This is a genomic window from Bacillus sp. C-3-6, assembly GCF_054509685.1.
The window spans coordinates 2,763,065-2,775,620 of sequence record NZ_CM137247.1 but is presented as its reverse complement, the minus strand read 5'-3'; the positions used below and the strand labels follow the sequence as shown (position 1 = coordinate 2,775,620).

Here is a 12,556-nt window from a genome sequence, read left to right as displayed (position 1 = left end):
AAAAATTAAATACAAGGGGTTTTACAATGAAAGCAATTGTTATAGGGATACTGGCATCATTTTTCTTTGCCTTTACCTTTGTTTTAAACCGGGCAATGGACTTAGAAGGTGGAAGCTGGATTTGGAGTGCATCATTACGGTATTATTTTATGGTTCCAATGCTATTACTTATTGTTATGTATAGAGGGAACTTAAAGCAACTCTTTCAATATATGAAAAACAATCCGAAAGAATGGTTAGTATGGAGTATCGTTGGATTTGGTCTCTTTTATGCACCGCTTAGTTTTGCTGGAGCGTTCGGACCAGGTTGGCTCGTTGCATCAACATGGCAAATTACAATCGTTGCAGGGATTTTGTTAACACCATTTTTTGCGGTGGATCCACTACATAAAAAACTTCCGATGAAGGAATTAGTTATGTCGGGCATTATTTTATTCGGTGTTGTTCTCATGCAAGTAGAACATGCTTCTTCATTAGGTATTCGTGAAACCGTTTTATGTGTAGTTCCTGTACTTATTGCAGCATTTGCGTATCCTCTTGGAAATCGAAAAATGATGCAAGTTTGTAAAGGGGAATTAGATGTATTTCAGCGAGTACTCGGTATGACATTAGCAAGTTTACCATTTTGGTTTTTATTATCTGGTTACGAAGTATCAACTGGCGGATTACCGTCAAGTAACCAAGTTTTTCAATGTTTTATTGTAGCAGTTAGTTCTGGGTTAATCGCGACAATATTATTTTTCTTTGCAACAGATCTTGTGAAAGATGATCCACAAAAACTAGCAACAGTGGAAGCGACGCAGTCTGGTGAAGTTTTATTTGCGCTAGTAGGAGAGCTGATCTGGTTATCTGCACCAATTCCGTCATCATTATCTTGGATTGGTATGAGTCTCGTTATTATTGGAATGGTACTTCATAGTTATGTGGCTGTCGTTGTAAAAAAAGAAGAAAAAATAACGGCGTAATGAGATTAGCTCTTTTTATTAAGAGCTAGTCTTTTTTCATAGAAAGGGATGAAAATATGAATTTACAGCGTGTTGAACAAATTGAAAAAGATTCAATATTAAATGTGCTACAATATGCCGTCGGTCCAAATGAAATAAGCTTAAAGAAGGCAGTATTATTTTACCAAATGAATAAAGGGACTTTGTACAAATATGAAGAAAAAGCTTGTATAGGTATTGAAGTAATCGGAGCAACTAAAGCACGAGTATGCCATATAGCAGTGGATTCAGATTATCGTCAAAAAGGAATTGCACTGCAAATGATTAAAGAAGTGGTAAGGATATATCAATTGACTTATATAGAAGCAGAGACAGATGATGGGGCGGTAGAATTTTATAAAAGAATTGGTTTTCAAGTTAAAAGTTTAGGAGAAAAATATACGGGAATCGAAAGATTTCATTGTTATTTGGAAAAATAGTATAAAAATATGCATATGGAGTATAGCTTGAAAAAATAAGATTTACATTTTTCTTCATTTGAAAAAACTCTCGCTCATCATTATCTACGATTTTAATAGAGTTTTGAGGCTTCAGTACACCCATATACATATTTTTGTAGTAATGAATATGATTAAGTTAAAAATTAAGAAAAATATGATAATATATTTATATAAAAGTTTAAATTTACGTGGCTAGTGAGGGAACCAATATGAAAATGAATGAAATAGTAGCAAGCACACAATTTCCAAATACAATCGAAACAATAACAAAAGATTTAAAAGCATTAGGAATCGAAAAAGGAATGACAATTATCGTTCATTCATCACTAAGTTCTATCGGATGGACATCTGGTGGTGCGGTTGCTGTAGTAGAAGCATTAATGAAAGTTGTTACGGAAGAAGGAACGATAATAATGCCAACGCAATCTTCGGATTTGTCTGATCCAAAACATTGGTCAAGACCACCTGTACCGGAAGACTGGTGGCAAATTATCCGAGATAACGTCCCTGCATTTGATTCACGTATAACCCCAACAAGGGGAATGGGTGAAATAGTTGAATGTTTTCGTACATATCCGAATGTAGTACGTAGTAATCATCCGTTAGGAAGTTTTGCTGCATGGGGAAAACATGCAGTAGAAATAACAATGAACCATTCATTATCAATGAGCTTTGGAGAAGAATCTCCATTAAGAAAAATATACGATTTAGACGGGTACGTATTATTGATTGGTGTTGGATATGATTCAAATACGTCTGTTCATTTATCCGAGGTGCGTACTGGTGCATGTGAGTTAATACAAGTAGGAGCACCTATTATAGAAAACGGTGAAAGAGTGTGGAAAGAGTTTGTTGAAATGGATTACGAATCTGAGAAGTTTGTAGAAATTGGTGTGGAGTTTGAGCGAAAAGGAACTGTAAAAAACGGGAAGATAGGGAATGCAACGTGTCGTCTAATGAAACAGCGTGATATAGTTGACTTTGGAACAGAATGGTTTCGTAAGAAAAATTAGTAAGGGATGGTTACAATGAAGGGGAAAAAGGTATTAATTACGAGCGGTGGTTGTCTAGAAAAATGGGATCAAGTACGCGGGCATACGAATATGGCTAAAGGTACAATCGGAAGGATAATCGCAGAAGAACTTATAGCTAAAGGGGCACATGTTATATATTTGCACGGTTATTTTGCGGAGAAACCGAGCGATGTACATAGAGGGTTAGAATTACATCCATTTGAAGGAATTGTTGATTTACAAGATAAAATGAAAAGTATCGTCACACATGAAAAGGTTGATGCGGTTATTATGGCAGCGGCTGGATCAGATTGGATTGTGGAGAAAATTTGTGATCAAGATGGTAATGTTCTTAATATGGACGGAAAAATTTCAAGTGATATAGCACCGATTATTCACTTTCAAAAGGCTCCAAAAGTATTAAAACAAATAAAAGAATGGGACCCAGAAACAGTACTTGTTGGTTTTAAACTTGAAAGTGATTTAAATGAAGAAGAACTGTTTGCAAGAGCGAAAAATAGAATGAAAGAAGCAAGGGCGAATGTAATGATTGCGAATTCACCACATTCTTTATATTCGCGTGGAGCTGTACATTATGTAATTGGACAGGATGGTAAAGGGAAGTTGTGTAATGGAAAAGATGAAACGGCGAAAGAAATTGTCAAAAGCTTAGAAGTATTATGTAATCGTGTCACTGCTTTTTAAAATTAAGTTTTTAGATAAGAATGAATCCGCATAGTAATAAGTAAGCGAAACTTTAATTGGTGGGAATTTTACTTTTACACGAATGTGAAGCGTATATCAATCAAGAGCTATACACAGAATAATTGGTGAGGAGTGGATTCTATGGAACATTTATTAAAGCAAGCTATTAAACTTAGAAACGAAAAGAAATATGCGCAGTCTAAAGAGATGCTTATAGGATTAACAAACTTTACAAAGGATGCAGAAGTACTGTATCAGTGTGCGTGGATACATGATGTAATGGGGCTAGAAACAGAAGCAGTTCCGTATTATGAGCAGGCAATCGCAAATGGACTTGATGGCGAATCCCTTTGCGGTGCTTATATTGGTCTAGGAAGTACATATCGTTGTTTAGGGGAATATGAAAAGGCAATTACAGTATTAGAAGCTGGGGTGAAAAAATTCCCAGAGAACGATCCGATGAAAGTATTTTTATCATTAGCAAAATATAACGTAAACGATCACGAGTCAGCGATGAAATTATTACTTGAAACTGTCGTGAAAGTAGAGGAAGTAAAAGAATTTGAACGTGCCATTTCATTTTATAAAGACCACTTAAATGAGGTTTTTAAATAAAGGAGTGAACGTATGAATGTTACACTATCGCGAAGGCGAAAAAGTATTTGGATTGGACTCGTCTCTTTAATTATGCTATCAAACTATTTATTGTATGCTCTTCCAATAGTACCAGCTGCGCCGAAAGAAGTTGTACTTGGGTCATTATTAGATTGCATGTTTGTCATTCCAATCATCACGTATTTCTTCATTATTCGAAAAAGGTACTCGTTAACGTATATAGTTCCTGTTGTAATAGCTGGTTATATTTTTGCAAGATTTATTATTCCAAGTGACTATTTACAAGATTTTTCATACGTTTCTTATATTATAATTGCAGGAGAAATTGCTTTTGTATGTTTAGAGTTATTCCTTCTATATAAAATTGTTAGAAAGCTTCCTACCATAATAAAAAAATATAAAGAATATAAAAGTGAGTACTCTTCATTTTCTTATGCAATTGATGCTGCGTTTGACGCTACTATGAAAAGAAATAAATTAATAGATATCATTGTAACGGAGTGTAAGTTAATCTATTATGCATTTTTATCGTGGAGTGAAAAAGTACCAGAAGGTGAATACGTATACTCATATCACAAAAAGACTGGTGCAATAGGTGTATATATCATGATCATCCATGCGACCTTAATAGAAAGTATTGGTTTTCATTATTTGCTACACCAGTGGAATCCAGTAATAGCATGGATTTTACTTATTTTAAATGTATACGCGATGATTTATTTTATAGCTGAAATACAAGCGATGCGTAAAAATCCACTTAACGTAACAGAAGAACAAGTAATCATTCAAATTGGATTAGGAAAGAAAATTGTTATACCATTTACACAAATTGATAATATTGCGTTCTACAAGGGTGATGAATTGCTAACGGCAAAAGAAGGGAAACAGGTATTGGATGCAACTGTTATGGAGTTCATAAAAGAACCTGCTACTTTTGAAATAACATTAAAAGAGCCAGTGAAAGCACAGTTGTTATATGGATTTTCTAAAACAGTAAGTCGTGTGCACTTAAATGTTGATGAAGAACGAAAATTTTATGATGCGGTTAAGGAAAAGTTAAAACATGAGTAATAGTGCTGTTAGTTACATAAAAACAAATAAGCTTCCGTTAGAAGTGAAAAAATATGAAACATGGATAGTGAAAAACTCTTTCTAAATAAGAAGGAGTTTTTCTTGTGTACTTGTATAAATCATTATATAAAAAACTATATACTTCTTTATCGTTAGATAAGTGGATATAATTGAGGATAGAACTAGTATAAGGGGAAACAAAATAATGAATAAGTTACTTACATCGAAAAGTGAAATCTTAGAAAGAAAAATCCGGTATAACTCAACAATAGTAGATCACAATTGTTTATTACTTGAAAAGCAATCACAAAGTATCGTTTTATTTCACGAGGTGCAGTATTCATTTACAATGACTGCAAAAGATACTAAGTTAACAATCCCAAAAGGAAGTTATACAATCGCATATTATTGGAAAGATCGTCCGTACAATTTATACGTATGGAGAGATATAAAAGGGAAGTATTTAGGTTCCTATTTTAATATCGTAAAAAATACACAAATAAAAGACGAAGTGGTTTCCTTCGAAGATTTAATCATCGATATTATGGTACTTCCTAATGGAGAATACTTCATATTAGATGAGGATGAATTACCAGAATCATTAGGGAATTTCGAAGGTGGTTATGTGAAGAAAGCTCTTTATGGACTGAAAGAAATCATTCAAAAAGAGCTTCCACAAATAGTTTTGGAGACAGCCAGGGTGCAGAAGAACTAAAATTTAATTACATAAATATTTTGAATGGAAATGAGTAGTCTCAAGTTATATGGTCTAACTTTTTTGATAAATCTAAGGTTAGTAGCATATTTCTTGAGATTACTTTTTTTTGGTAGAAATTTTGTTGCTTAGTTATTAAATGGATTTAAAATTTATGAAATAATATTGACTGAATCAAGTTCAGTCGTTTATGATTGAATCAGATTCAGTCGCAGGAAAAATAAAGTAGGAGATGACCTATGAAAAGAATATCAAAAGAACCAGATGTAAGACGCCAAGAGTTAATGGATATTGGTTTTGAACTATATATGAAAAATGGTATGAAAGGATTTGGCATAAAAGATGTTGTGAATCATGCAGGTGTAGCAACGGGTTTATTTTATTATTACTTCAAGTCTAAAGAGAATTTTGTTGATGAAGTTTTAAATGACTTTATTGTGAAAAATATGGAGTTAATTGAAGAAATACTTATTTCAAATGAACGGTCTGTCATACAAAAGATGAAAGATTCACTAGATATATTTTGGACATTTATTGAAAAGTTAGCACCCTATAAAAATGTGAGTTCGTTTCAGACGGAACAACATTTTCAACTGGAAAAGAAATTATTCGCACGTATGCAACCGTTAATTAGACAAGTAATTGAAGAGGGAGTAAACATAGGGGTTTTTTATACTGATAACTCATTATTAGCTTCTGGGTTTATTCTATACGGTCTTAGCAGTATTGCTCATTCAGAAGTAAAGTTGAATCTAGATACAAAACAAGAAATGGTTAATTTAGTATTAACTACACTACGATACAATCAAAAGGAAGGAGAAAGTTTATGAAAATTATTATCGATGGAAATAATATCTCACAAGAGCAACTTATAAAATGGAAAAGAGAACGGGTAAAAAAAGTATTATATATATTAGGACATAAAGAGCCTGAAATAAATGATACAGACGTCATGATAAAACAGCTAACGGAAATAAAGTTGCGATATACATACAATGAAATGTACGAAAAGTTGAAATCAAAACTTAGATTAAGTGCAATAGGTATGCGTATCTGTACTCTTTTATCTGGCGATAGACGAAAATTTTCAAAAACTAGTATTTATTTAGACGGGATTACAGCAGAAGAAGCCATACATGGAATTGATAGTTTGATGCTTGAACAATCACGTGAAAATAACAAAGTGAATTTATCTGCTTGTCCTGATCACTATGTACTAAGGCCCTTTGGGGAAAATGAATTAGAGGTTATCGAAACTACTGGTAATTCTCCGTTTCCAGTTCAATTTTTCATTGTTTTTGGTGACGAAACTGGATTGAAAACACCAAGAGATAAATCTTATCAATACCAATCAACAGGTGTTGCACGTATGAAAGATGGTACTACTATTGGTGGAGTTCGACATCAATTTAAAGATACTGATACAGGGATAGAAGTAAGTCTAGTTGTTGAGTTCCCAGCTCCCAGCCCTTTGTCCTAATAGTCTAATTAAATCCCATCAAATGCATTTAGCGTGTGAGTTTTCTTATTGGTTACAGTGGATTAAAGATCAGAAAAAATAGTAAGTAAACGATATCGTTTAAATAAACAAAAGTAAAATGTTCAAACAAATCATATGTATGTTTTAATAAAACCTAGTTGACTTATCGGAAATATTTGTATAATATGTACTTAATTCCATAACGTATTGCTGATTGGAGAAACCAAAGGCATTTTATCAACAGATAAAATGCCTTTGGTTTTTTTATTGCACAAATACTGAATCTGTTCATTTATATGAATCATTTTAAGGAGGGAAAGAAATGACTGTTTCAATTGATGGGGTATCAAAATATTTTTTGAAACAAACTGGTACGGTTCAAGTGCTAGAGAATATTAATTTTCAATTAGAGAAAGGGGATTTTGTTACAGTAATTGGTCCGAGTGGGTGCGGAAAAAGTACATTACTAAAAATTGTTGCAGGTCTAGATAATGATTTTGAAGGTGAAGTTATTATTGACGGGGAGCCTATCTTAAAAACGAGCAAGAAACAAGGTTTTATTTTTCAAGAGCATAGGCTTTTTCCATGGTTAACAGTTGAAGAAAATATAGCGGCAGATTTGTCGTTAAAAGATAAGTATGTGAAAGATAAGGTGAGAGAATGGGTTGAAATCGTTCGGTTAGATGGCTTTGAAAAATCGTATCCGAAAGAAATTTCAGGCGGGATGTCACAACGTGTTGCGATAGCGAGAGCGTTATTAAGAGATCCGAATGTATTATTACTTGATGAACCTTTTGGAGCGCTGGATGCTTTTACTCGAAGTCATTTACAAGAAGTATTGCTGAATATTTGGGAGCAGAAGAAAACAACAATGATATTCGTTACACATGATATAGACGAAGCGATATATCTTTCAAACCGAATTATCATTATGAGTGCAAAACCAGGGAAAATACATAAAGTGATTGAAAATAATTTGCCTTATCCGCGAAATAAAACTTCTCAATCGTTCCAACAACTTCGAACGAAAGTATTACAGCAGTTTGAATATGGAGGGTTGATTCAAACAAGTATATAGGAAAAGGGTGATTTTATATGTATAAAAAATTTAAAATTCTTTCTTTTGCTTTAGCTATATCAGTATTTTTATTAGGATGTGAAAAAAGTACAGTAAGTAGTAAGAAAGAAGATGTAACAATACAAATTGGTATACAGCAAGGATTAAGCCCACTATTACTAGCAAAGAAAAAGGGATGGTTTGAAGAGGAGTTTAAAAAAGAAGGAGTTAAAGTGAAATGGACAGAGTTCCAAAGTGGACCTCCTTATTTTGAAGCAATCGCATCAAACCGGTTAGACTTTGGTGAAGTAGGGAATTCTCCAGTCATTTCAGCGCAAGCAGCAGGTATTGGATTTACCGAAATCGCCAATACAAGTTATGCGAGAAAAGGAACTGGAATTCTCGTTCAAAAAGATAGCAAGATTGCGAGTGTAAAAGATTTAAAAGGTAAAAAAATTGCAGTAGCAAAAGGAAGTAGTGCCTTTAATTTATTATATCGAGCGCTTGATAAAGAAGGTATTGATGCAAAAGATGTAAATGTCATTCAATTACAACCAGATGAAGCGCAGCCTGCATTCGAATCAGGATCAGTAGATGCATGGGCGATTTGGGACCCTTTCATATCATTACATACGTTAAATAAAGGTGCGAAGGTGATTGCAGACGGTGAAACATTAAATGTCTCTTCACCAGAATTTTTAATTACGAGGACAAAATTTGCGAAAGAACATCCAGAATTAGTTGAGAAATTCCTCAAAGTTTATGAGAAAGCACGTGTATGGCAAGAGGCTAACTTAGATGAAGCAATAAAAGTGTACACTTCTGTAAAAAAGATAGATGCAGAGATTGTAAAAGAAGTGTTTAATCACGACAAACCAATTTTAGTTCCGGTAACGAAGGAAATAATAGCAGAACAACAAAAGACAGCGGATTTTCAATATAAGATCGGTTCTATAAAGAAAGAAATTAAGACGGAAAAAGTTGTAGATAATTCTTTCGTAGAAAAAGCATTGAAAGCGAAGTGAAAAGAGGTTTTGTAAAGTGGAAAATACGAAAGCTGTTATGAAACCAGCGAGTATAACGATTAAGAAAAATGGCATAAAGAAGGTACGAAAGTTAAATGTAAAAGTTTTAGTAAGGGCGATTACTATACCGGTTATTATATTAATAATTTGGCAGTTGGCTGGCGTATTCGGTCTTGTTTCTAAAACAGTTTTACCAACACCATTAGATATTTTTCTAGCGTTCCAAGAGCTTATTAAAACAGGAGAGTTATTCGGCCATTTAAGTATTAGTGTATTCAGGGCTGCGGCTGGTTTCTTTATTGGTGGGGGCTTAGGAATCATTTTAGGAACAATTGTTGGATTTTCAACGAGAAGTGAGCAATATTTAGACCCATCTGTGCAAATGTTAAGAACTGTACCTCATTTAGCTGTTGCGCCGCTTTTCGTATTATGGTTCGGTTTTGGTGAAACATCGAAAGTGTTATTAATTGCAGATGGTGCATTTTTTCCTTTATACGTAAACGCATTTTTAGGTATTAGAGGTGTGGATTCAAAGTTATTTGATGTTGCGAGAGTGTTAGAGTTTAGCAAAAGAAAACTAATTACGAAACTAATTTTACCATCTGCATTGCCTAACCTTTTACTAGGAGCAAGGTTATCGTTAGGTGTTGCATGGGTGAGTTTAGTAGTAGCAGAACTTATGGGATCTACAGAAGGTATTGGTTATATGATTATGGATGCAAGGCAATTTTCAAATACAGATATCGTATTTGTCGGCATAATTATCTTTGCATTTGTTGGGAAGTTTTCTGACTCTCTAGTACGTTTACTAGAAGTGAAGTTTTTAAGATGGCGAGATAATTTTAAAGGTGAGACTGGGAATTAACATATAAATTATTAGGGGTAATTTATATAGAATTTGTTAGTATACGTTTCAAAATAAATAAGGGGTGTGTAAAGGTATGGAATTATTATGGTTTATTCCGGCTTATGGAGATGGTCGATATTTAGGAACGACAAAACGAGGAAGAGCAGCTGAATATGGTTATTATAAGCAAGTTGTTGCGGCAGCTGATTATTTAGGATATACGGGTGTTTTACTTCCAACTGGTCAAGGATGTGAAGACCCTTGGGTGTTAGCTTCAGCTCTTGCTGCTGAAACAGAAAAACTAAAATTTTTAGTAGCAGTGAGACCAGGACTAATGTCACCTACAGTTGCAGCGAGGATGGCATCTACATTTGATAGAATTTCAGATGGGAGACTACTTATTAATGTAGTAGCTGGAGGAGATCCAGTTGAACTACAAGGAGATGGATTATATCTTGAGCATGATGAAAGATATGAAGCAGCGGATGAATTTTTAAAGGTTTGGAAATCGACATTGCAAGGTGAAACGATCTCTTTAGAAGGAAAACATATTCAAGTTACAGATAGTAAAGTTGTATTCCCGCCAGTTCAAACACCATATCCTCCTATATATTTCGGAGGATCATCAGCTGCTGGAAAAGAAGTAGCAGCTGAACATAGTGATGTATATTTAACGTGGGGAGAGCCACCAGAGCAAGTGAAAGAGAAAATAGAAGAAGTAAGAAAACTTGCAGAAGAGAAGGGGCGTACAGTACGATTTGGCATTAGATTACACGTAATTGTAAGAGAAACAGAAGAAGAAGCGTGGGAAGAGGCAGAACGTTTAATTCAATATGTGGATAATGAAACAATTGAGCTTGCTCAAAAGACATTTGCAAGATATGATTCGGTTGGTCAAAAGAGGATGACACATTTAAATAAAGGTACGAGAGAGTCGTTAGAGATAAGCCCTAATTTATGGGCTGGAATCGGACTTGTAAGAGGTGGGGCAGGTACTGCACTTGTAGGCAATCCACATGCAGTAGCAGAAAGGATAAAAGAATATGAATCGTTAGGAATTGATACGTTTGTTTTATCAGGATATCCGCATTTAGAAGAAGCGTATGAGGTCGCAGAATTGTTATTCCCATTATTGAAAGACGAGAAGAAAGAAGAAAATAAAATTGTTGGTGAAATGATTGCTGATGCATATGCATTAAAAAAATAGTGAGAAATAAAGTTGCACATATTTATTGCTTTATTTTGTTTACTGCCTGTTAATACGGGATAAAAAACCCGCAAGTTATTCGCTTGCGGGTTTTCATCGTAAATTATTAGAAAATATGGTAAAATTAAAGGGTAACTTAAGGTGCGGTTGGTTGTTCAATTATCACTTCTCCGAGTAGGAGGGGGGTGATAATACGTGAGTGAAATAGCGTTGCTACTGCAAGGTGGACTGTTTCTCGTTGCATTGTTAACGTTCGTCGTCGTTTTAATAGACAAGCTCAAAAAATAACAACCCACCTATGCTTATAGAATGTGGGTTGTTTTGTTTGTAAGAAACAAATAGGATAAATGAACAATCCAATCTGCTAAGTTACGTGGACTAGTGTGTAGCCGCACACTAGTCTTTTTTATTTATATACAATTTATAATTGGTTTATGTGATTGTATTGTTCTTTTCATACTCATTATAACACAGTGTCTTTTCATCAAGAAAGGAGACCGTATGTTCTGGTTTCTGTTATATAGTAGGTGCTTTTTCTTTAAACAGCCCATCCATATACTGTTTTAAACTTTGGACATAAAATTTCTGCGTATTCACATTATTTACACCGACAATCGGCGATGGAAGGTCAAATCTTTTTTCTGATAAATGAACGACAACATCAAAGATGTCAAACAAACGAATGAAGCAAAACAGGCCGTCTTTATCGCTAAGTAAAATAAAGTAATGATTTTCACTACTTGTATTTAGCGTATTCCATAAAGAACTTTTGCTTAAATCACGTACAATGCTTTTTTCTTTTAGTTCCACGAAATCTGCATTTGAGAGAATGGTAGAAATATCAATTGCATCTTGATCTTCAAAGTAGCCATCAACTGCTTGTACAGCGAATGTATAAGCCATTTTTAATACACTCATTTTATATTTACGGTTATCTAATAGTAATTCACGTTGAATAGAACTCGCTACTTTCGTTACACGTTCCTCTTTCCAAATTTCATTATGTAAGGAAATATCGTGCTTTTTACATAGTTTCATAATTAATGCATTAGAATAAAGAATCTCGTCGCTTACTTCGACAACATCAGTCTCAGCAGCCGCAAGTTCCTCACCGTGCTCATTCGTATAGAGTGGGGAATCAATTTGTCTTTTCATTTGTTCAATCTTAAATTGACTCAATTTATGCCTAATTAAAGGACGATCAATATTTGTTGTCATTTGTTCATGACAAGTATCACAAATTGAGTTTGTGAAATAATACCCACATAATATTTCTGGAATGACATATTGTTCACTAAGTTCTTTCGTATCTTTTCTGCAAATGATGCATTGTGTCATTTTTATCACCTTTACCTGCAAATTTGTATGTAATCTCAT

General features: G+C 34.1%; 14 protein-coding genes and 1 pseudogene. 14 read left to right on the top strand and 1 reads right to left on the bottom strand.

All coding sequences use genetic code 11. The features are described 5' to 3' along the window. Positions 1-26: 26 nt before the first annotated feature. The 14 genes and pseudogenes from ACW0JX_RS14360 to ACW0JX_RS14295 all read left to right on the top strand — a co-directional run bounded on the left by ACW0JX_RS14360 (position 27) and on the right by ACW0JX_RS14295 (position 11,467). Complete coding sequence (locus tag ACW0JX_RS14360; protein ID WP_053564173.1) at positions 27-965, top strand: DMT family transporter; 939 nt, start codon at positions 27-29, stop codon at positions 963-965. A gap of 56 nt (positions 966-1,021) precedes the next feature. Then, entirely contained in the window at positions 1,022-1,423 is a 402-nt protein-coding gene (locus ACW0JX_RS14355; RefSeq protein WP_088024654.1) for a GNAT family N-acetyltransferase, read from the top strand. A 230-nt stretch (positions 1,424-1,653) separates the two neighbouring features. After that, a complete protein-coding gene (locus ACW0JX_RS14350) occupies positions 1,654-2,457 on the top strand; it encodes an AAC(3) family N-acetyltransferase (RefSeq protein WP_095690678.1) in 804 nt (267 codons plus the stop codon). Positions 2,458-2,472: 15 nt separating this feature from the next. Continuing rightward, positions 2,473-3,162 (top strand): phosphopantothenoylcysteine decarboxylase domain-containing protein, encoded by a 690-nt coding sequence (locus ACW0JX_RS14345; RefSeq protein WP_098127898.1) that lies wholly within the window; start codon positions 2,473-2,475, stop codon positions 3,160-3,162. Between the two features lie 141 nt (positions 3,163-3,303). Continuing rightward, entirely contained in the window at positions 3,304-3,777 is a 474-nt protein-coding gene (locus ACW0JX_RS14340) for a tetratricopeptide repeat protein (RefSeq protein ID WP_440605328.1), read from the top strand. Between the two features lie 12 nt (positions 3,778-3,789). Continuing rightward, entirely contained in the window at positions 3,790-4,848 is a 1,059-nt protein-coding gene (locus ACW0JX_RS14335) for a hypothetical protein (protein ID WP_440605327.1), read from the top strand. Positions 4,849-5,053: 205 nt separating this feature from the next. Beyond that, entirely contained in the window at positions 5,054-5,563 is a 510-nt protein-coding gene (locus ACW0JX_RS14330) for a DUF402 domain-containing protein (protein ID WP_168410557.1), read from the top strand. Positions 5,564-5,802: 239 nt separating this feature from the next. Beyond that, positions 5,803-6,393: a TetR/AcrR family transcriptional regulator gene (locus tag ACW0JX_RS14325; protein ID WP_144465286.1), complete on the top strand. Its 591-nt coding sequence runs from the start codon at positions 5,803-5,805 to the stop codon at positions 6,391-6,393. Continuing rightward, a pseudogene (locus tag ACW0JX_RS14320) lies at positions 6,390-7,125 on the top strand (hypothetical protein). The gene ACW0JX_RS14325 and the pseudogene ACW0JX_RS14320 overlap by 4 nt, the downstream one beginning before the upstream one ends. Positions 7,126-7,365: 240 nt before the next feature. Then, positions 7,366-8,121 carry an ABC transporter ATP-binding protein gene (locus ACW0JX_RS14315; RefSeq protein WP_000218578.1) on the top strand — a complete coding sequence of 252 codons (756 nt, stop codon included), beginning with the start codon at positions 7,366-7,368 and terminating at the stop codon, positions 8,119-8,121. Positions 8,122-8,138: 17 nt separating this feature from the next. After that, positions 8,139-9,125, top strand: coding sequence for an aliphatic sulfonate ABC transporter substrate-binding protein (locus ACW0JX_RS14310; protein WP_000276913.1), 987 nt, complete (start codon positions 8,139-8,141; stop codon positions 9,123-9,125). 16 nt (positions 9,126-9,141) lie between these two features. Further along, the gene (locus ACW0JX_RS14305) at positions 9,142-9,990 is read left to right on the top strand and encodes an ABC transporter permease (protein ID WP_000432135.1); all 849 of its coding nucleotides are present in this window, start codon (positions 9,142-9,144) and stop codon (positions 9,988-9,990) included. Between the two features lie 76 nt (positions 9,991-10,066). Then, a complete protein-coding gene (gene ssuD, locus ACW0JX_RS14300) occupies positions 10,067-11,179 on the top strand; it encodes an FMNH2-dependent alkanesulfonate monooxygenase (RefSeq protein ID WP_459244856.1) in 1,113 nt (370 codons plus the stop codon). Positions 11,180-11,374: 195 nt separating this feature from the next. Next, positions 11,375-11,467 (top strand): putative holin-like toxin, encoded by a 93-nt coding sequence (locus tag ACW0JX_RS14295; RefSeq protein WP_001289320.1) that lies wholly within the window; start codon positions 11,375-11,377, stop codon positions 11,465-11,467. Positions 11,468-11,695: 228 nt separating this feature from the next. On the opposite strand, the gene ACW0JX_RS14290 is transcribed toward ACW0JX_RS14295, so the two are convergent. After that, the gene (locus ACW0JX_RS14290; protein WP_000189714.1) at positions 11,696-12,517 is read right to left on the bottom strand and encodes an HNH endonuclease; all 822 of its coding nucleotides are present in this window, start codon (positions 12,515-12,517) and stop codon (positions 11,696-11,698) included. Positions 12,518-12,556 lie beyond the last annotated feature (39 nt).

What these genes read in the sequence shown, in the direction of transcription:
- ACW0JX_RS14360 (WP_053564173.1), top strand. Translation starts at nt 27, where the DNA reads ATGAAAGCAATTGTTATAGGGATACTGGCATCATTTTTCTTTGCCTTT.
- ACW0JX_RS14355 (WP_088024654.1), top strand. Translation starts at nt 1,022, where the DNA reads ATGAATTTACAGCGTGTTGAACAAATTGAAAAAGATTCAATATTAAAT.
- ACW0JX_RS14350 (WP_095690678.1), top strand. Translation starts at nt 1,654, where the DNA reads ATGAAAATGAATGAAATAGTAGCAAGCACACAATTTCCAAATACAATC.
- ACW0JX_RS14345 (WP_098127898.1), top strand. Translation starts at nt 2,473, where the DNA reads ATGAAGGGGAAAAAGGTATTAATTACGAGCGGTGGTTGTCTAGAAAAA.
- ACW0JX_RS14340 (WP_440605328.1), top strand. Translation starts at nt 3,304, where the DNA reads ATGGAACATTTATTAAAGCAAGCTATTAAACTTAGAAACGAAAAGAAA.
- ACW0JX_RS14335 (WP_440605327.1), top strand. Translation starts at nt 3,790, where the DNA reads ATGAATGTTACACTATCGCGAAGGCGAAAAAGTATTTGGATTGGACTC.
- ACW0JX_RS14330 (WP_168410557.1), top strand. Translation starts at nt 5,054, where the DNA reads ATGAATAAGTTACTTACATCGAAAAGTGAAATCTTAGAAAGAAAAATC.
- ACW0JX_RS14325 (WP_144465286.1), top strand. Translation starts at nt 5,803, where the DNA reads ATGAAAAGAATATCAAAAGAACCAGATGTAAGACGCCAAGAGTTAATG.
- ACW0JX_RS14315 (WP_000218578.1), top strand. Translation starts at nt 7,366, where the DNA reads ATGACTGTTTCAATTGATGGGGTATCAAAATATTTTTTGAAACAAACT.
- ACW0JX_RS14310 (WP_000276913.1), top strand. Translation starts at nt 8,139, where the DNA reads ATGTATAAAAAATTTAAAATTCTTTCTTTTGCTTTAGCTATATCAGTA.
- ssuD (WP_459244856.1), top strand. Translation starts at nt 10,067, where the DNA reads ATGGAATTATTATGGTTTATTCCGGCTTATGGAGATGGTCGATATTTA.
- ACW0JX_RS14290 (WP_000189714.1), bottom strand. Translation starts at nt 12,517, where the DNA reads ATGACACAATGCATCATTTGCAGAAAAGATACGAAAGAACTTAGTGAA.